This window comes from Mesorhizobium sp. ISC11 (assembly GCF_037162595.1).
In the GTDB taxonomy this organism is placed as follows: Bacteria; Pseudomonadota; Alphaproteobacteria; order Rhizobiales; family Rhizobiaceae; genus Mesorhizobium; species Mesorhizobium ciceri.
The window spans coordinates 5,812,350-5,830,888 of the sequence record NZ_JAVSPW010000001.1 but is presented as its reverse complement, the minus strand read 5'-3'; the positions used below and the strand labels follow the sequence as shown (position 1 = coordinate 5,830,888).

At 64.3% G+C, this 18,539-nt stretch carries 19 protein-coding genes and 1 tRNA gene; 8 read left to right on the top strand and 12 right to left on the bottom strand.

Annotated features, from left to right (window positions below; genetic code table 11):
- Nucleotides 1–6: 6 nt before the first annotated feature.
- The 5 genes from RPF88_RS28205 to RPF88_RS28185 all read right to left on the bottom strand — a co-directional run bounded on the left by RPF88_RS28205 (nt 7) and on the right by RPF88_RS28185 (nt 3,079).
- Nucleotides 7–561 carry a hypothetical protein gene (locus tag RPF88_RS28205; RefSeq protein WP_337123578.1) on the bottom strand — a complete coding sequence of 185 codons (555 nt, stop codon included), beginning with the start codon at nt 559–561 and terminating at the stop codon, nt 7–9.
- Nucleotides 562–682: 121 nt separating this feature from the next.
- On the bottom strand, nt 683–1,108 hold the full coding sequence (locus tag RPF88_RS28200; RefSeq protein ID WP_013529451.1) for a DUF1178 family protein: 426 nt from the start codon (nt 1,106–1,108) through the stop codon (nt 683–685).
- The gene (locus tag RPF88_RS28195) at nt 1,105–1,971 is read right to left on the bottom strand and encodes a carbon-nitrogen hydrolase family protein (protein WP_337123577.1); all 867 of its coding nucleotides are present in this window, start codon (nt 1,969–1,971) and stop codon (nt 1,105–1,107) included. Before RPF88_RS28195 ends, RPF88_RS28200 begins: the two co-directional genes overlap by 4 nt.
- Nucleotides 1,972–1,981: 10 nt before the next feature.
- On the bottom strand, nt 1,982–2,251 hold the full coding sequence (gene grxC / locus RPF88_RS28190; RefSeq protein WP_337123576.1) for a glutaredoxin 3: 270 nt from the start codon (nt 2,249–2,251) through the stop codon (nt 1,982–1,984).
- A 27-nt stretch (nt 2,252–2,278) separates the two neighbouring features.
- Nucleotides 2,279–3,079 carry a ComF family protein gene (locus tag RPF88_RS28185; RefSeq protein ID WP_013529448.1) on the bottom strand — a complete coding sequence of 267 codons (801 nt, stop codon included), beginning with the start codon at nt 3,077–3,079 and terminating at the stop codon, nt 2,279–2,281.
- A gap of 65 nt (nt 3,080–3,144) precedes the next feature.
- Here RPF88_RS28185 and RPF88_RS28180 point away from each other — a divergent pair, with 65 nt between their 5' ends.
- Nucleotides 3,145–4,020 carry a class I SAM-dependent methyltransferase gene (locus RPF88_RS28180; RefSeq protein ID WP_337123575.1) on the top strand — a complete coding sequence of 292 codons (876 nt, stop codon included), beginning with the start codon at nt 3,145–3,147 and terminating at the stop codon, nt 4,018–4,020.
- Nucleotides 4,021–4,047: 27 nt separating this feature from the next.
- On the opposite strand, the gene RPF88_RS28175 is transcribed toward RPF88_RS28180, so the two are convergent.
- The 5 genes from RPF88_RS28175 to argJ all read right to left on the bottom strand — a co-directional run bounded on the left by RPF88_RS28175 (nt 4,048) and on the right by argJ (nt 7,224).
- Nucleotides 4,048–4,233, bottom strand: coding sequence for a Flp family type IVb pilin (locus RPF88_RS28175; RefSeq protein WP_013529446.1), 186 nt, complete (start codon nt 4,231–4,233; stop codon nt 4,048–4,050).
- A gap of 109 nt (nt 4,234–4,342) precedes the next feature.
- Complete coding sequence (locus RPF88_RS28170) at nt 4,343–4,657, bottom strand: hypothetical protein (RefSeq protein ID WP_224674414.1); 315 nt, start codon at nt 4,655–4,657, stop codon at nt 4,343–4,345.
- Between the two features lie 128 nt (nt 4,658–4,785).
- The gene (locus tag RPF88_RS28165; RefSeq protein ID WP_024503790.1) at nt 4,786–5,208 is read right to left on the bottom strand and encodes a (deoxy)nucleoside triphosphate pyrophosphohydrolase; all 423 of its coding nucleotides are present in this window, start codon (nt 5,206–5,208) and stop codon (nt 4,786–4,788) included.
- The gene (locus RPF88_RS28160; RefSeq protein ID WP_013529443.1) at nt 5,201–5,953 is read right to left on the bottom strand and encodes a GNAT family N-acetyltransferase; all 753 of its coding nucleotides are present in this window, start codon (nt 5,951–5,953) and stop codon (nt 5,201–5,203) included. Before RPF88_RS28160 ends, RPF88_RS28165 begins: the two co-directional genes overlap by 8 nt.
- Before the next feature lie 29 nt (nt 5,954–5,982).
- Nucleotides 5,983–7,224, bottom strand: a complete 1,242-nt coding sequence (argJ, locus tag RPF88_RS28155) for a bifunctional glutamate N-acetyltransferase/amino-acid acetyltransferase ArgJ (RefSeq protein WP_063169075.1) — start codon at nt 7,222–7,224, stop codon at nt 5,983–5,985.
- Nucleotides 7,225–7,682: 458 nt separating this feature from the next.
- On the opposite strand from argJ, the gene RPF88_RS28150 reads away from it, so the two are divergent.
- Nucleotides 7,683–8,282: a TetR/AcrR family transcriptional regulator gene (locus RPF88_RS28150; RefSeq protein WP_024503788.1), complete on the top strand. Its 600-nt coding sequence runs from the start codon at nt 7,683–7,685 to the stop codon at nt 8,280–8,282.
- A gap of 70 nt (nt 8,283–8,352) precedes the next feature.
- Here RPF88_RS28150 and RPF88_RS28145 read toward each other — a convergent pair whose 3' ends face one another.
- A complete protein-coding gene (locus RPF88_RS28145; protein WP_024503787.1) occupies nt 8,353–9,270 on the bottom strand; it encodes a peptidylprolyl isomerase in 918 nt (305 codons plus the stop codon).
- A 246-nt stretch (nt 9,271–9,516) separates the two neighbouring features.
- Here RPF88_RS28145 and secA point away from each other — a divergent pair, with 246 nt between their 5' ends.
- From secA to RPF88_RS28125, 4 genes are all read left to right on the top strand, one after another.
- Nucleotides 9,517–12,249, top strand: coding sequence for a preprotein translocase subunit SecA (gene secA / locus RPF88_RS28140; RefSeq protein ID WP_013529439.1), 2,733 nt, complete (start codon nt 9,517–9,519; stop codon nt 12,247–12,249).
- 458 nt (nt 12,250–12,707) lie between these two features.
- Nucleotides 12,708–14,108 (top strand): lipopolysaccharide biosynthesis protein, encoded by a 1,401-nt coding sequence (locus RPF88_RS28135; protein ID WP_063169078.1) that lies wholly within the window; start codon nt 12,708–12,710, stop codon nt 14,106–14,108.
- A complete protein-coding gene (locus tag RPF88_RS28130; protein ID WP_013529437.1) occupies nt 14,108–15,388 on the top strand; it encodes a GNAT family N-acetyltransferase in 1,281 nt (426 codons plus the stop codon). The genes RPF88_RS28135 and RPF88_RS28130 overlap by 1 nt, the downstream gene beginning before the upstream one ends.
- 232 nt (nt 15,389–15,620) lie before the next feature.
- Nucleotides 15,621–16,904 carry a hypothetical protein gene (locus RPF88_RS28125; protein WP_337123574.1) on the top strand — a complete coding sequence of 428 codons (1,284 nt, stop codon included), beginning with the start codon at nt 15,621–15,623 and terminating at the stop codon, nt 16,902–16,904.
- Between the two features lie 97 nt (nt 16,905–17,001).
- Here RPF88_RS28125 and RPF88_RS28120 read toward each other — a convergent pair.
- Nucleotides 17,002–17,086 (bottom strand) — tRNA-Leu (locus RPF88_RS28120).
- A 272-nt stretch (nt 17,087–17,358) separates the two neighbouring features.
- Here RPF88_RS28120 and RPF88_RS28115 point away from each other — a divergent pair.
- Complete coding sequence (locus RPF88_RS28115; RefSeq protein WP_013529435.1) at nt 17,359–17,946, top strand: YqaA family protein; 588 nt, start codon at nt 17,359–17,361, stop codon at nt 17,944–17,946.
- A gap of 34 nt (nt 17,947–17,980) precedes the next feature.
- The gene (locus RPF88_RS28110) at nt 17,981–18,499 is read left to right on the top strand and encodes a disulfide bond formation protein B (RefSeq protein WP_013529434.1); all 519 of its coding nucleotides are present in this window, start codon (nt 17,981–17,983) and stop codon (nt 18,497–18,499) included.
- Nucleotides 18,500–18,539: the final 40 nt, after the last annotated feature.

Genomic DNA, 18,539 nt, shown 5'->3' with positions numbered 1-18,539 from the left:
GCCGGGTCAGTTCGTAGGCTGCGGCGAGAACCGGCGCCGGTGTTTCCAGCGGCGGTATGATACGGTGAGGTCGACAAGCCGGGTCGGCATGTTGAGGTAGAGCAGAGCATCCCGCAAACCGCTGAGATAGCGCTCATTCATCGCCTTGTCGGAAAAGTCCGGCATGGCCTCGAGTGTCGCTTCGGCTTGCTGGCTCCGGCCCTTTCCGGTCGGCAATCTGGCCGCAAAGGCTATTTCTCGACGCAGACAGACCTGCTCCACGCGATCCCGCAGCGCCTCTTCGTAGCCGATACCACATCGCATAAGCCGCGCGTGGGTGGCTTCATGGACGATAATCGAAGCGACCAATTCCGGCGTCGTCCCTTCGCTGATGATATGGCGCTCGTCCAATTCGCATGCCTTGGAAGAGTTTGCCCATTGCGCGACGGAAGCAGGAAGGGTTGTGACAAATACCTGTCTTACGTCACCAAGCAGCCGTCTGTAGCGCACTGGATCAAAATCACGAATAAGCTGAAGCGCCTCGACGATCTTGTCGGTGCCCTTGTCGCTGATGATGAGCAACCCGTCGATCGTTCGGGTACCGCTAAGCTTGACGGCGCCCCAGCGGGCAATCGGCCAACGACGGCTCTTATGCTGCGTCGCGGCTCAATCGCTTCTGGGTCGCGCAAAGCTCCCTCGGAACTCAGTTGCGGTCGTCCGGAAACACCGGGATCGGCATGAACTCGACGCCGTCCTCGACCAGGCTCTTGGCTTCGTCCAGCGTCGCCTCGCCATAGATGCCACGCGGGTCGCTCTCGCCGAAATGGATCTTTCGCGCTTCCTCGGCGAACTTGTCGCCGACATAATCGGCATTCTCGCGCACCTTCTCGGCCATCGCCTTCAGCTGCGCCAAAGCCTGCTTCTGCGCCTCGCCCATGGCCAGCGCTATGGTTTCCTGCTTGCGCGCCGTGGAGACGGCCGGCGCCATCAGTGCTTTCTGCACCTTGTGCGAACCGCAGCTCGGGCAATCGACGAAGCCGCGCTTCTTCTGGGTGTCGAAATCGTCGTTGCTGCGGAACCAGCCTTCGAATTCGTGCTCGTGCTCGCAGATCAGGGCAAAGCGGATCAAGAGGCAGCACCCCTGAGCCGCGGCGCCTCGCCCGAGCCGGCATTGACGGCGAAATCCCGCGCATTCCTGAGATTGGGGATCTTCTTGCGCGCGGCAAGCGACTGCGCCGGATCGATCTCGGCGACGATCACCGCCGGTTCGTCATGCGCGGCTTCCGCAATGATCCGGCCCCACGGATCGACGATCAGCGAATGGCCGTAAGTCTCGCGGCCGTCTTCATGCAAGCCGCCTTGCGCGGCGGCGACGACATAGGCGCCGTTCTCGATGGCGCGGGCCCTGAGCAGCACGTGCCAGTGCGCCTCGCCCGTCTGGCGGGTGAAGGCAGCCGGTACGGAAAGCAGGTCTGCGCCGGCCAACGCCTCGGCGCGGAAGAGTTGCGGAAAGCGCAGATCGTAGCAAACGGCGAAGCCGAGCTTTGCACCCTCGATGTCGGTGACGACGGCCTCGGTTCCCGGTTCATAGGCGGCGGACTCACGCCAGCTCTCGCCATTGTCGAGATCGACGTCGAACATGTGGATCTTGTCGTAGGCGGCGAGCGCAGCACCATCCGGCCCGAACAGCAGCGCCCGGTTGGCGAGCTTGCCGTCGGCGCGCAGAATGGCGGTCGAGCCGATATGCAGGAAGATGCCGAGCTCCCTGGCCAGCCTGCGCGCGGTCGCGACGACGATGTCCTTGTCTTCCGACGTGAACGATGCGGCGCGAGCTTCCTTGTCGCGGATCAGCGCGCCGGTCATTTCCGGCGTCTGGACGTAGGTAGCACCCAGGCTGGCTGCTTCACGCACCAGCCGTTCGAGATCGACGGCGTTGCGCTCGGGGCTCTCGCCCGAACGCATCTGGATCGCAGCGGCCTTGAAAACACCCATCGTCATTCCCTCAATTCGTCGCGCCGTTGGCGAGCAATTTGTCCAGCCGGCCTTCGGCCTCCAGCTCGTGGAGGTCGTCACAGCCGCCGACATGCGTATCGCCGATGAAAATCTGCGGAAAGGTCCTGCGGCCATGCGCCCGGGAGATCATCTCCTGGCGCAATTCCGGCGAGAAGGAGGCATCGTGCTCGGTAAAGGCTATGCCCTTGCGCTCGAGCAGCCGCTTGGCTGCCGTGCAATAGCCGCACATCATGCGGGTGTAGATCGTGACATCGGTCATGACGAATTTCCGCTGTTCGTTGCCGACTTATATAGTCGCGGACTCGTCCGCCCGAAAGTCCCCCGGCAACACACGCGCAAAGGTCAGCACGTCGACGGCGGCCGCACCTCCCCTTTTCAGCGCCTTGGTGGCGGAACGCACCGTGGCGCCGGTGGTGTAGACATCGTCGATCAAAAGTACCCTGCGGCCGGCGATCTCGATTTCCGCCTCGGCGGGCACCCGGAACGCGGCCCGCACATTCTCCTCGCGTTCGCCGCGCTCCAGCCCGACCTGCTGGCGGGTGAGTTTCACGCGCCGCACCGCCGACGGGGCGAAGGGCAATCCGCTAAGTGCCGAGACCGCCCTTGCCAGTTCCGCCGACTGGTTGAAGCGCCGCCTGAAAAACCGCCGCCAGTGCAGCGGCACCGGCACCACCACATCCGCTTCGGCGATGAGATCGGCACCCGCACGCATCATCCAGCGCGCCATCCAAGGTGCCAGATCTGTGCGATCCTGGTATTTCAACCCTTGCACCATCTGGCGCGCAACGCCGGAATAGGCGACCGCCGCCCGCGCCCGCTCGAAAGGCGGGGGATCGGCAATCGCCTCGGCCGACAGAAAGCCTTCGCCCATATGGTGGGTGAACGGCGTACCCATGACAGGGCACCATGGCCGCTCCAGCAGCCTGAGCTTCGGCCAGCAGGCGCCGCACAGCACGCCCGGTTGCGAGACATGCCGGCGGCAACCGGCGCAGACCGGCGGAAACAGCATCCGCGCCGGCCAGCCGACAACCGACCGGGCCAGGTTCGTGATCCCGATGGACTTGATCTTGGGCATCGGATCGGCCACGTGGTTGCTCCTGCGCGCCACTATATCAACGATCTCGGAGCGTGGACAAACAAAGGATCTGCCCGTTGCAGCCAATAATGGATACCTCTCTGTGGCTGACGCACAAGCGGCGCGCGCTTGCCCGTCCGGTCGACGGCGCGGACTTCCTCATGCGCCGCACGGCCGAGGACCTTGCCGACCGGCTGGGCGCCGTCGAGCGCCGGTTCGGCAAGGCGGCCGTGCTGTTTTGCCAGACGCCGGCGGCGGCCGAAACGCTCGCTGAAAGCGGCAAGGTCGCCGACATTGTCCGCGTCGAGACGGATACGGCTTTCCTGAGCGGTGGCGATGCCGGCCTGATCGCACCGCTTGAAACCGTGCCGTTCGAGCCGGAAAGCCTCGATCTGGCGGTGTCGCTCTTGTCGCTGCAGGCCATGAACGACATCCCAGGCATACTGATCCAGATCCGCCGTGCGTTGCGGCCGGATGGGCTTTTCCTCGGCGCCTTTGCCGGCGCCGGTACGCTTTTCGAGTTGCGCGAAAGCCTGCTTGCGGCCGAGACCGAGCTTTACGGCGGCGCCAGCCCGCGTGTCGCCCCGTTCACCGACGTGCGCGATGCCGGTGCGCTGCTGCAGCGCGCCGGTCTCGCTCTGCCGGTCGCCGACGTCGAGACGGTGACGGTGCGCTATGCCAGCCTGTTCAACCTGATCGCGGATCTGCGGGCCATGGGCGAGACCAATGCGCTCACCGATCGCAGCCGGCGCCCGGGCTCGCGCAAGCTGTTTGCCCGCGCGGCGGAAATCTACGCCGAGCGGTTTTCCGACCCCGACGGCCGCGTCAGGGCAAGTTTCTCGATTGTCTGGATGTCCGGCTGGGCGCCCGACGCTTCGCAGCAAAAACCGCTGAAGCCAGGGTCGGCCAAGGTCTCGCTGAAAACAATCCTGGAGGCGCCCGACGGGCAATGATCCTGCCCCAGGCGCGGGAAAGCCGGATCAGGGAGTGGGTGCGAAAGCGTTCGCAAGCTTGCTGTTGTTGTCGCTGAACAGCCAGATGATCCCGTCGCGGACCTCACCGATACCGCCGACGATGGCCAGCGACAGCACGGCGATGATCACGCCATATTCGACGGCCGTGGCGCCGGTCTCGTCGTTCAGAAAACCCAGCAGCACTGCTTTCATGGCCTCAACCCCTCTGTCCGGGACCTTACAGCCGACCTGTTAAGAAAGGTTAACGGCAAAGGCTTAACAGGCGGTGAAACCGCCGCCTTTGCGAAATTTCTTAACCATGTCAGCAGTCGCCGCTGCTCCGGCCATTGGACCTGATGATGCAGACCGAGCTCGGCTGCGGCTGCAGCACGCTGCGGCGCAGCGTGTAGGTTTCGCGATGGCCGATCGAGCCTGTGGCCGCCATGTCGAGCCCGCCGAAACCGTCACGGACCGACAGCGAGCGTGTCTGGCTGTCGAGGAAAGGGGTTGCGATCAGCGCCAGCGCCACCGCGGCCGAACCGAACAGAAGCGTTATGCGCAATATGCCCATGCCCGCATCGGCGGCGCGAAACCCCCGCTCGGGCCGGATCGAGTCCCAATCCCTGTCTAGGCTCATGCTATCGCTCCCCGGCAATCGACGGCTCGGCCGCGAACGGCCATGCTTCAATTTTTCACGACGAGATAAATCTTCCATTAATGCTGGCTGATACAACGCCTCGGCCAGGAACCGGCCGGACGGGAGCCTCAGAGAAGATCGATGAGGAACGGGATCAGCGGCTCATCGGCCGGCGGCATCGGGTAATCGCGCATCTGCTTCGGCCGCACCCATTTCAGCGCCTGCCCTTCCCTGGGCTGCGCGATACCGCGAAAGCGGCGGCAGATGAACAGCGGCATCAGCAGGTGGAAATCGTCGTAGGAATGGCTGGCGAAAGTGAGCGGCGCCAGGCACGGGATGTCGGTTTCGATGCCGATTTCCTCATGCAGTTCGCGAATGATGCATTGTTCGGGCGTCTCGCCCGGCTCGACCTTGCCGCCGGGAAATTCCCACAGCCCGGCAAGTTGCTTACCCTGAGGCCGCTGCGCCAAAAGCACCCGGCCGTCGGCATCGACCAGCGCGCAGGCGGCGACCAGCAGCAGGCGCTTGCCGGCAATCACGACATCATTCATGACCCGGCGGCCGGCGGTAGTGGTAGCGATAGACTTCCTCGAAGCCGAGCGAATGGTAGAGCGCCAGTGCCGGCACATTGTTGGCCTCGACTTGCAGCCAGGCTTCCCGTGCGCCCCGCAGCCGTGCCCATTTCAGTGCCGACAGGATCAGGTTGCGGCCGTGGCCCCTGTTGCGTGCCGACTTGTCGGTGGCGACTTCGAACAGGCCGGCGAGATCGCCGTCATGCACGCAGATCAGCGTCGCCAGCGCTTCTGATCCATCTTCGAGCGCGAACAGCCCGGCTTCGGGCTGGATGGCGCCGATGATCTCCGACAGGCCGGGGCGCAGCGAAACATCCGAACCGCTGACCTTGAGCGACGCGCCGATGAAGCGGCTGATGTCTTTCAGCGGGATCTGGTCCATGGCAGCGTCGAGTTGCGCATCGGCCAGCGGCAGCCGCATGACCAGCGACTCGTCGAACCGGCTCCATCCCTCACGGTCGAGATGACTGGCAAGATCGGGACCCGACAACGGCGACATACGGAATGTCAGCGGCCTGCCATAGGCATCGAAACGGCGGCTGGCCCGGCCGATACGGTCGGCAATGTGCTGGATGTCGCCGGGATCGAGCGGATTGACCGAGTTCAGCCGCTTGGCCGGATGGCCGGCGGTCAGCCGCACCACCCAGGTGCCGTCATAGTGGACGGCGGCCGCCGGCCAGGCGCGAAAGCCGGCCGCCTCGTAACGGCGCACGATCGCGAGCATGCTTGCCGGATGCCTGGAGCTCAAAACCGTCAGCTCCGGTAATCGCCATTGATGGCGACATATTCCTTGGTGAGGTCGCAGGTCCACACCGTCGCCTTGCCACGGCCAATGCCGATATCGGCGCGGATGCGGATATCGTCGCGCTTCATGTAGGCCGACGTCGCCGCCTCGGAATAGCCGGGGTCGCGCTCGCCTTCATGCGCCAGCCTGTTGTCGCCGAACCAGATCGACAGCCGGTCGCGATCGGCGGGTTCGCCGGCCTTGCCGACGGCCATGACGACGCGGCCCCAATTGGCGTCCTCGCCGGCGACTGCCGTCTTGACCAGCGGCGAATTGGCGATCGACAGCGCGATGCGCTTGGCCGAGCGCGCCGATTTGGCGCCGGTGACGGTGACTTCGACCTGCTTGCGGGCGCCTTCGCCGTCGCGCACCACCTGCAGCGCCAGCGATTTCAGCACCTTGCCGAGCGCCCGGCGGAACGTGCCGAGACGGGCATCCTTGGGATCGGTTATCTCCGGCGCGCCGCGCCTGGCGGCCTTGCCGGTGGCGAAGATCAGCAGCGTGTCGCTGGTCGAGGTGTCGCTGTCGACGGTGACCGCGTTGAAAGTCTTGGCCGTGCCGCGCGACAACAGATCCTGCAGGACAGGTGCGGCGATCGGCGCGTCGGTGGCGATGAAGGAGAGCATCGTCGCCATGTCGGGCGCGATCATGCCGGCGCCCTTGGAAATGCCGTTGATGGTGACATCGGTGTCGCCGAGCTTGACGGTCGCGGTCGCCACTTTCGGATAGGTATCCGTGGTCATGATCGCCTTTGCCGCTTCGGTCCACAGCTCGGGCTTGCCCTTGCTGACCAGCCCCGCGAGCAGATGGCTGAATTTGCTGGTGTCGAGCGGCTCGCCGATGACGCCGGTCGAGGCCATGAAAACCTCCGCTGCCGTGCAGCCGGCCGCCTTCGCCGCCGCCTCGCCGGTCAGTGCGGTCGACTCGCGGCCCTTCTTGCCGGTGAAGGCATTGGCGTTGCCGGAATTGACGACCAGCACCCGCGCCTTGCCCGCGCCGAGATTCTGCCGGCAGAAATCGACCGGCGCCGAGGGGCATTTCGATTTCGTGAACACGCCGGCGACCGCAGTGCCTTCATCGAAGACCATGGTCAAAAGATCGGTGCGGCCCTTGTACTTTATCCCGGCCTCGGCGGTGGCGATGCGCACCCCCTCGATTTCTGGCATTTTCGGGTATTTCTTCGGCGCAAGCGGCGAAATCGTCGTGGACATGGAGGCCTCGGGCGGGAAAATCGCAAGGGAAGGCCGGTTTGCCCGATAGACCGCGCCGGCGCAAGGGCGTTTTCGTCGCTCTTGTCCGGGAGCTCGAACTCGCCCCTCGGAGCAGGGCTCCGAGACGTCGCAAGCCATGCAGTAGACATCGTCCGACGGCCGGTCCGGCGGTGTCAGCCAGTTTGCGCCCGCCGCGTTCATCTCAATAGGAATTTATTCTTGACAGGGTGAGAGCAGCTATGCTACATTTTCGTCCATGGTGCTGATTTGCGCCAGTGACCCGCCGTCCGGCGGGTTTTGCTTTGGGGCCTCGCCAACCAACACGCCGGTAAGGTTCCAGAAAAACGACCAACCCCTGCCCCGACCTTGCCAGCCTCCAGAAGCTTTAAAACGCGCCGTTTCGTTTGAGTGTCGGGTCACCTATATTGCCGGCGAAGTGTTTGGCGAGGACGACAGAGATGGCCGAGGACGCCGATCCGGCGCGCAGATCGATCGGTGCGCGGCGCAATCCCGACAGCGCCGAGGCCATTCTCCAAGCCGCCGAGACCGTACTGGTCGAAGCCGGTTATGCCGGTTTCTCGATCGAGGCGGTGGCGCGGCGGGCCCGCGCCGGCAAACCCACCATCTATCGCTGGTGGCCGAGCAAGGCGGCGTTGCTGCTTGAGGTCTACCAGCGCCAGAAGCGCGTCGATGTTCCCGATACCGGGCGGCTGGAGGAGGATCTCGTCGGCTTCCTGAAGAACCTGTTCGCCCACTGGCGCGAGACATCGTCGGGAAGCGTGTTCCGGTCGCTGATCGCCGAGGCACAGTCGGACGAGACCGCGGCCGCGGCCCTTGCCGACTACTCACTGGGCCGACGGTCCCATACCGCCCAGATCATCGAACGCGCCAAGGCAAGGGGCGAAATCCCGGCCGAAATCGATTCAGCTGTTGTCGCCGACCTGATCGCCTCCTTCGCCTGGAGACATCTGCTGACCAACCGGCTCGACGAGGACGAAGCGACCATCGGCAAGGCCGTCAACTACGTGATGCGAGGCATAGCGGCGCCTGCCTCGTAAAGACGGCAATGAATGAAAAAGGGCGCGGCAACCCCTGGCTGCCGCGCCCCTTTTCAAAAAGCTGCCAGTCTTACTTGGCGCTTTCCAGCGTATCGACCGCCTTCTTCAGGTTGGCGTCGGGGATCTCGACCTTGGCGCCGGCGCGCAGCGACTTGACCAGCGCGAAATACTTGTCGCGGATGACCGCCTGCTTGGCCTGGTCCTTGACGTCGTCGAAGGCCGGCGGCTGCTTGGTGCGCTTGTCTTCAAGCTTGATGACATGCCAGCCGAACTGCGTTTGCACCGGCTGCTCGGTGTATTTGCCGACCTCGAGCGCGGAGGCCGCCTTGTCGAACTCCGGCACCATCTGGCCAGGTCCGAACCAGCCGAGATCGCCGCCGCTGGTCTTGCCTGACGGATCGCTGGTGTGCTCGTTGGCGAGCTTCTGGAAGTCGGCGCCGCCGTCGAGCTGCTTGATGATCGCCTCGGCCTCTTCCTTCGTCTTCACGAGGATGTGACGGGCATGCAGCTCGTTGGTGGGCGGCGTGTTGGCGATTTCCTGGTCGTAACGGGCGCGGACCTCGGCGTCGGTGACCTTGTCGACGACACCCTTCTCGACCATCTCGCCATGCAGCGCGCGCTGCTGCAGGAAGGCCATGCGGCGCTGGAAGTCGGGATCCTTGTCGAGCCCTGTGGTGACCGCCTGGGCGGCCATGACGCGGATCTCGATGGCAGCCGAAAGGGCGGCGGCACGGCGCTGCTCGGGCGGCAATTGTGCGAACTGCTGCGACAATTCCCCTTCGGCAAGCACCAGATCTGCTTCGGTCAGGGGCTGACCGTTGACCGTGGCGATAACCTTATTGGGATCGACCGGTGCCGCGGCTGGCGCTGCTGCATCCGCTGGAGCGGGAGCGGTTTGCTGCGCCATCACAGGCGAGAGCGAAAGGGCCGACAGGCCGACGGCCAAGCCAAGGCTGGCGAGCGACGCGCGGCGAAACAACAGGGACATAGGGGGACTCCGGTGGGGATTGTTAAGAGGGGTGCTTCCAGATCGGCCAGATTGTGGCGGAATTTGGCGCAGCCAGCAGGGCCAGCGCGGCGTTGACATCAGTTGAGCCCCCTCTTATCTGTCCAACGACTTTGCGTCCAGAACCGTTTTCCGGGCGCTTTTTGTGTTTGTCCACGTTCACGTGGAATTGATGGGGCCGCCCGGCGCTCATCTCAAGATTGAGAATTCTATCGAAAGGACCATTGGATGGTCAGTCTCGGCGGTCTCGCCCGTAAGGTTTTCGGTTCCTCCAACGACCGTCGGGTCAAATCGACCCGGCCCCGTGTCGAGGCGATCAACGCCATGGAAAACGAGATGCGGGCGCTTTCCGATGAGGAATTGGTCGGCCGCACCGCGAAATTCCGCCAGGACATCGCCAACGGCGCCACGCTCGACGATCTGTTGGTGCCGGCCTTCGCCACCGCCCGCGAGGCCGCGCGCCGCGTGCTCGGCATGCGCCCCTTCGATGTCCAGCTGATCGGCGGCATGGTGCTGCACAATGGCGGCATTGCCGAGATGCGCACTGGCGAGGGCAAGACCCTGGTCGCGACGCTGCCGGTCTACCTCAACGCGCTTGCCGGCAAGGGCGTCCACGTCGTCACCGTCAACGACTATCTGGCCACCCGCGACTCCGAATGGATGGGCCGCGTCTACAAATTCCTCGGCCTCTCGGTCGGCGTCATCGTCCACGGCCTGTCCGACGAGGAGCGCAGCGCCGCCTACGCCGCCGATGTCACCTACGCCACCAACAACGAGCTCGGCTTCGACTATCTGCGCGACAACATGAAATACGAGCGCGCCCAGATGGTGCAGCGCGGTCACAATTACGCGATTGTCGACGAAGTCGATTCCATCCTGGTCGACGAGGCACGCACGCCGTTGATCATTTCCGGTCCGCTCGAGGACCGTTCGGAAATGTACAACACCATCGACACCTTCATCATCCAGTTGCAGCCGCAGGATTATGAGATCGACGAGAAGCAGAAGACCTCGATCTTCACCGAGGAAGGCACCGAGAAACTCGAGAACCTTTTGCGCGACGCCGGCCTGCTCAAGGGCGAGTCGCTCTACGACGTCGAGAACGTCGCCATCGTCCACCACGTCAACAACGCGCTGAAGGCGCACCGGCTGTTCCAGAAGGACAAGGACTATATCGTCCGCAACGGCGAGATCGTCATCATCGACGAGTTCACCGGCCGCATGATGCCGGGCCGCCGCTATTCGGAAGGCCTGCACCAGGCGCTCGAAGCCAAGGAGCATGTGGCGATCCAGCCGGAGAACCAGACGCTCGCCTCCGTCACCTTCCAGAACTATTTCCGCCTCTACAAGAAGCTGTCCGGCATGACCGGCACGGCGCTGACCGAGGCAGAGGAATTCGGCAACATCTACGGCCTCGAAGTCACCGAGATCCCGACCAATCTGCCGGTGATCCGCATCGACGAGGACGACGAGGTCTATCGGACGGTCGAGGAGAAATACAAGGCGATCGTCAGGGAGATCCGCGAAGCCAGCGCCAAGGGCCAGCCGACGCTGGTCGGCACCACCTCCATCGAAAAATCCGAGCAGCTGGCCGAGCGCCTGCGCAAGGAAGGTTTTACCGATTTCGAAGTGCTGAACGCTCGCCATCACGAGCGCGAGGCGGCGATCGTCGCCCAGGCAGGCAAGCCCGGCGCCATCACCATCGCCACCAACATGGCCGGCCGCGGCACCGACATCAAGCTCGGCGGCAATGCCGAGATGCGGATCGAGGAAGAGCTCGGCGACATGCCGGCCGGCCCCGAACGCGAGGCGCGGGAAAAGGAAATCATTGCCGACATTGAGCGGCTGAAGGAAAAGGCGCTGGCCGCCGGCGGCCTCTATGTGCTGGCCACCGAACGCCACGAATCGCGCCGCATCGACAACCAGCTTAGAGGTCGTTCAGGAAGACAAGGCGACCCCGGCCGCTCGAAATTCTTCCTGTCGCTGCAGGACGATCTGATGCGCATCTTCGGCTCCGAGCGCATGGACGGCATGCTGCAGAAGCTCGGCCTCAAGGAAGACGAGGCGATCATCCATCCGTGGATCAACAAGGCGCTGGAAAAGGCGCAGAAGAAGGTCGAGGCGCGCAACTTCGACATCCGCAAGAACCTGTTGAAATATGACGACGTCTCCAACGACCAGCGCAAGGTGGTGTTCGAGCAGCGCATCGAACTGATGGACGGCGAAGGCCTCTCCGAAACGATCGCCGAGATGCGCGAAGGCGTCATCGACGAGATCGTCGCCAAGGCCATTCCCGAAAATGCCTATGCCGAGCAGTGGAACGTTGCCGGGCTGAAGGCCGAGATCGCCGAGTTCCTGAACCTCGACCTGCCGGTCGAGGACTGGGCCAAGGAAGAGGGCATCGCCGAGGACGACATCCGCGAGCGCATCGCGCAGGCCGCCGAAGCCGCCGCCAAGGAGCGCGCCGAGCGTTTTGGCCCCGAGGTGATGAATTACGTCGAGCGCTCGGTGGTGCTGCAGACGCTCGACCATCTGTGGCGCGAACACATCGTCAATCTCGACCATCTGCGCTCGGTCGTCGGCTTCCGCGGCTACGCCCAGCGCGATCCGCTGCAGGAGTACAAGGGCGAGGCGTTCGAGCTCTTCCAGGCGATGCTCGGCAATCTGCGCCAGGCCGTCACCGCGCAGCTGATGCGCGTCGAACTGGTCCGTCAGGCCGCCGAAGCCCCGCCTCCGGAAGCCCCCGACATGTTCGGCACCCATATCGACGGCACAACCGGCGAGAACGACTTCGAAGGCGGCGAAACCGCCCTCCTGGTCCGCCCGGAGACAACCGCAATCGTCGCCCCCGAAGACCGCGACCCCAACAACCAGGCCACCTGGGGCAAAGTCGGCCGCAACGAAGCCTGCCCCTGCGGATCGGGAAAGAAGTACAAGCACTGCCATGGGGCTTTTGCGTAAGAGCGCGGCGCTTCCCTTCTCCCCGTCACTATACGGGGAGAAGGTGGCCCGCGGGGCCGGATAAGGGGCGGCGCCGACGTTCGCGATTAGCCCATCTCCCCACCTGAGGGGGAGATGGCCGGCAGGCCAGAGGGGGGCGATGTCCCGCCGACTAAGCCGCCTCGAACTCGAACTTCAGCTGCGCGGCCTCATCCTCTGGCAGCCAAGGCACCATCTGAGGCACGATCTTGCGATAAAGCCGGGTGCTATCCTGATCGGCAACGTCTCCGTGCTGCGCGCCTCGGCGATGATGAAACAGCGGCGCAAACCTCAAACGCCTGTGCCGCCCCTCATCCGCCTGCCGGCACGTTCTCCCCGTATAGGGACGGGGCGAAGGAAATTCCTCACCCAACCGTTTCTTAATGTGTCTCCGCTACACCAACGCCTGAAAAAGAAGCGGAAAACGGAGAGAAATCGGGGTGCGCTTTTCCGCGGCCACGACTGCCGGGCGGTTCTTGCCGCAGCGTTGGGCGCTGCGCATGGGGCCGTTGCTTGGCCGCATCGATGCTGTGCTGTTCACCGCCGACGAGCGCGGCGAGGCCAGCCGCATGTCGGTTATCGCCTTCTCGGTCCGCATCGTCAGCGCCGTCATTGCCTTCGTCAGCCAGGTGCTGATGGCACGCTGGATGGGCTCGTTCGAGTACGGCATCTTCGTCCTCGTCTGGGTGACGATGGTCATCGTCGGCAATCTCGCCTGCCTGGGCTTCCACACCTCCGTCATCCGCTACATTCCCGAATACCGCGAGCGCGGCTTGATGGACGAGTTGCGCGGCATCGTGCTGGCCAGCCGTCTGTTCGTGCTGATCGCCTCGACGCTGATTGCCGGGCTCGGCGCGCTCGGCGTCTGGCTGGCGGCACCCTGGATCGAGAGCTACTATGTGATCCCGTTCATCCTCGGCGTCATCTGCCTGCCGATGATCGCCATGTCCGACCTTCTGTCGGGCCTGGCACGCGCCAACAGCTGGGCGCTGTTTGCCCTGTCGCCGACCTATCTGGTGCGGCCGGTGCTGATCCTGCTGTTCATGGCGCTGATGCTGCTGGCGGGCTATGCTCCTGACGCAAAGACCGCGATCTTCGCCTCGATCGCCGCCACCTACGCCACAACGCTCGGCCAGCTTATCGGTGTCACCCAGCGCATGGAACGGCAGATTCCGGCCGGGCCGATGAAGGTCCATTTCGCGCAATGGTTCGTCGTCTCGCTGCCGATCTTCCTGGTCGAGAGCTTCTTCTTCCTGCTGACCAATGCCGACGTGCTGATGGTCGGCGCCTATATGGACCCCAATGACGTCGCCGTCTATTTCGCCACGGTGAAGACCCTGGCGCTGGTGCATTTCGTCTACTTCGCCGTCAAGGCCGGCGTTGCCCAGCGCTACGCCCAGTTCACCCATGGCGACCCGCAAAGGCTCGCCGCCTTTGCCCGCGAGACGGTGTCGTGGACGTTCTGGCCTTCGCTGTTGATGGCGCTGCTGGTGCTGGCGCTCGGCGAGCCGATGCTGGTGCTGTTCGGCCCGGAATTCAGCAGCGGCTATCCCTTGCTGTTCCTGCTCGTCTTCGGCGTCGCGGCGCGCGCCGCCGTCGGCCCCTGCGAAAGCCTGCTGACGATGAGCGGCAACCAGAACATCTGCGCCGCCGTCTATGCCATGACGCTGGCCTTCAACATCGCCCTCAACGTGATGCTGATCCCGATGTTCGGCCTGTGGGGCGCGGCCATGGCCACCGCCTTTGCCATGATCTTCGAAGCCGGCGCGCTGTCCTTCACGGTGTGGCGCAAGCTCGGCATCGTCATGCTTATCTTCGTGCCTGCGAAAGGAGCCGCGTGATGGCTGCCATCCCGTTGCTTGAGGAAACCAGCGGCGGCACCGCCGGCGCCATGGTGTCGGGCCTTGCCGGGCTGACCCGTGACGCCGACCCCGCCCATATCGAGATTCTCGCCAACAACCGGCCCGAGCGCAAGCTCGCCATCTACCCGGCATCCGCCGGTTTCGACCTGGTCGAGGAACTGGATTATCTCTGCGCCCGCACGGTCGAGCCCAACGTGTTCTTCAACCCGCGTTTCCTTGCGCCCGCCATGCCGCGGCTGGAGGATCGCGAGGTGCGGCTGGCGGTCATCCGCGACGGCGACGAATACCGCAACCGGCTGCGCCTCCTGGTGCCGTTCTCGGTGGAACGGCCGGTGGTGCCGCTCGGCGTGCCGGTGATGCGCACATGGTCGAGCCCGTTCGGTCCGCTCGGCACGCCGCTGGTCGACCGCGACGACCCGGTGGGCGTCGTCGAGGATTTCTTCTCGATGCTGTCGCGCCCGCATCTCAAGCTGCCGAAAGTGTTCGTCCTGCCCGATGTCCGGCTCGATGGCCCGGTGGCGAGCCTGTTTGCCACCGTGGCCGAGACGCGCGGCCTGATGCTGGTCACCACCGGCCAGACCCTGCGCCCGGCGCTGGAGAGCGAGCGCGACGGCGATGATTATCTGAAGGCCTCGCTGCGTTCGCACCATTATCGCGAATTCCGGCGGCTGAAGCGGCGCCTCGGCGACCTCGGCAGGCTGGAGCATGTCGTGGCGCGCGGCCCCGAAGACATCCGCCACGCCATCGAGAACTTCCTGACGCTGGAGGCGGCCGGCTGGAAGGGCCGCGAACGCACCGCCATGGCGATCGACCGTTTCCGCGCCGCCTTCGCCCGCGAAGCCGTGCACCGGCTGGCCGAGCAGGACATGTGCCGCATCCATTCGCTGACGCTCGACGGCCGCACCATTGCCTGCCTGATCGTCTTCGTCGAAGCCGGCATCGCCTACACCTGGAAGACCGCCTATGACGAGACGCTGGCCAGCTATTCGCCGGGCACCTTGCTGATGATCGAGGTGACCAGGCAGCATCTCGACGATCCCAACATCATGATGACCGATTCCTGCGCCGTGCCCGACCATCCGGTGATGAGCCGGCTATGGGCCGAGCGCAAGCCGATGGGCACGCTGGTGATCGGCCTGACGCCGGACGCCGACCGCCTCACCCGCCAGGCCGCCTCGCAACTGCACCTCTACCGCGAAACCCGCAACATGGCCCGCCTGCTGCGCAACCGCATGAAGAGCTTGTTGGGGCGGCGCTGAGAAAAGGCAAGGGTGCGGTTCTGGAAGGATGGCACATTTTCGCTGCAATATTTGACACAGAGGTGGCCGGGACTTTACTTCGATTGCCCAAGAGGCAAGCGCTAAGATCGACTTCCGCTTCAAAAAAACGAGATTTTTTGCAGCAATTTTCCGGTGAAACCCGGCAAGATCTACTCGCATTCTTGTCCTTGATGCACGATAGTCTAGTGATTCGGTCCGCGATGAGAGAAAAATGTCGCTGAATCATGAGGCCAACGGCGCCCGGCACATCAGTGCGAACGACAGCGCCGTTGTCCGAAGGGCCGACGAAGACTTCGAAGAACTGATTCGAAGCATCCGAGCCGCCACGCATCAAGCTTTGCCTCTCTTCGAAGAGGAGCCCGTGACCGGATTGGCCCAGTCAGACACGCTGGCCGCCTCCCTCGGCTCGACTTCGGCCCGGACGGGCTCGAGTCAGGTCCACGCCATGCGCGGCTCCTCGCTCTTGTCCAACGATGACGACTTGGCGTGGTCGTTGGTTGAGGACCATGTGGCCAGGCTCGATGCGCAAACGCACGATGCCGACGCTCCCGATACGGACAAATGGGACTTGCAGGAAGAGGTGGCGAAGCTGCAACGCTTGCAGGATCGCACCTCGAAAGAGCTTGGGCGAAAATCGCGCGAGCTATCGATCGCAAGCAAGACCATCGCCGACCTGGAGGTCCAACTCAACAGGGCACGGCAGACCATTGCGCAGGCGGATAGGCATGCCGGCCAGCGCGCAACACGGTTCCTCGAAGCGAATGTCGAGGTCGAGCGCCTGGGACGGAACCTGGCGCGCGTGTCGGGGCAACTCCGCGACGAGACCATGACCAGGCAAGCCGCCGAGCAGGCGCGTGAGGACGTTGCATCGCGGCTCGCCAGCTTGCAACAGGCCGCCATGCTGCTTCGTTCCAAGGTCGCGGACTACCAGCTCCACAACGAACGACTGACCGGCAAACTATCTGCGCAGATGCTTGTACAGCAGGACCTGCAGGCGCGGCTGTCCACGGTCGAGCATCAGCGCGGCGTTCTCGGCGATTGCGCCGCCGCCGCGCAGGAACGGGCCGTGGAACTTGAAAAGAGGTTGCGCTCGCTCCAGCGCAGCGCCCCCGATCAAAGCGTGGTCCGCGCAACGCCGAGCGCCGGGCAGCGCGCCGAGGACGTGGCCGAGCATCGGCGCCAAACCTCGGAAACCGAGATTGCGAAATTACGCCAGGAGCGCGACGCGGCGCGCCGAGACTGTGGCGCGGTGAAGGTTCAACTCGCCGATCTCCGCTTGCGCGGCATGACCGACGAACTCGCGCATGCCCGTTGCCGCAACGAGAACCGCCAGCTTCACCAAAGGCTGGAAACGCTGACACGCCAGGATCCGCCCAGCGGACCGGCAGCCGATGACAGCGCCGATCTAGAACGGACATTCGACGAATTGCTGGCAGCTGGCGAGATCGGCCCGGCCAATGACGGCGACCCCAGCGTGGCGCGCAAAGCGTGTTGATCGCCTGCTGAGACGTATCGGGAGCCAAAGCGACCGTGACGTCCTTCGTCTATTGAACTTCGAGTGGCCCGCCACCCGAAGCTCGGAGAGCGAAGGGTGGTGCCCCTAGCCGGGATCGAACCAGCACTCCTTGCGGAACTCGATTTTGAGTCGAGCGCGTCTACCAATTCCGCCATAGGGGCTCAGGCCGGGCGGCCTGGATGGCGCGGGACTATACGGTTGGAGGGCTGTTCGTCAACTGGCCAATTCCTCGTCGCCCCGGATGCGACCAAACTGCGCCTTTCGATTTCGTGACGGGGCTGCCATTGTGCAGCGCGGAAAATCTTTCTAGACAGGCGGCGCATCAAAGCGCGGCACGTCTGCGGGGACGGATGGCGTGCGCTGGGTCTTTGTTCTGTGCATGCCGTTACACCCCAACCTGCCTGCAATTGAACGACACGCATTAGGAGTGCCGATGCTTCGCGGACTTTACGACTGGACCCTGTCGCTGGCGGCCCGCAAATCCGCCGAATGGTGGCTGGCCTTCATCGCCTTCGTCGAAAGCTCGGTGTTCCTGGTGCCGGCCGACGTGCTCTATCTGCCGATGGCGCTGTCGCGGCCGGATCGCGCCTACCGCTATGCGCTGATCGCCACCGTCGCCTCGGTGCTGGGCGGCATCGCCGGCTGGTTCATCGGCCACTATGCCTATGACGCGGTCGCCAGGCCGATCCTCGAATTCTACGGCAAGTACGACGAGTTCGAGCAACTGCGCGCGGGCGCCGGCGTCGGCTTCATCGTCCTGATGCTGATCACATCGGGTGCCGCCCACCTGCCGCCGATCAAGGTGGTGACGATCCTGTCCGGTGTCATCGGCGTCAATTTGCTGCTGTTCATCGTACTGGCGATCGTGGCCCGCGGCGCCCGCTTCCTGCTGCTCGCCTGGCTGCTGCGCCGCTATGGCGAACCGATCCGCGAATTCATCGAAAAGCGCCTCGGCCTGATCGCCGGCGCCGGCGCGGTTGCCCTGATTTTGCTCTATATCCTGGTCAAATACGCGTTCTGAACAGAACCATTGCGAGCCGGACGGACCGATTGAAATGACAGCGACCATGAATGCCGACACCGGACGCCAGCGCACGCTGACCGCCTTGTTCCTCGCCGTCGCCATGGCCGCCACCGTTGGCTCGGCGCTCGGCTTCCAGTATCTCGGCGGCTACATCCCCTGCCACCTCTGCCTCGAACAGCGCACGCCCTACTATATCGGCGTCCCGCTGATGGTGCTGGCGGTGATTGCGTCGATGCTGCACGCACCCAGCTGGCTGACGCGCGGCCTGCTGGCCGTCGGCGGCATCCTGATGCTCTACGGCCTCTATCTCGGCGTCTACCACTCCGGCGTCGAATGGCAGTGGTGGGCCGGCCCGACCGATTGTACCGCAGGCGCCGGACCGGTCGACACCGGCGGCAAGGGCGTGCTCGACGCGCTCGACAAATTCGTGCCGCCATCCTGCGACAAGGCCGCTTTGCGCATCCTCGGCCTGTCGCTGGCCGGCTGGAACGCCATCGCCAGCCTGATCCTCGCCGCCGTCGCTTTCCGCGGCGCCCTCACCCGCGACTAAGCCAATTCGATTGAACGGCGTGACGCAGAGTTCGCGCAAA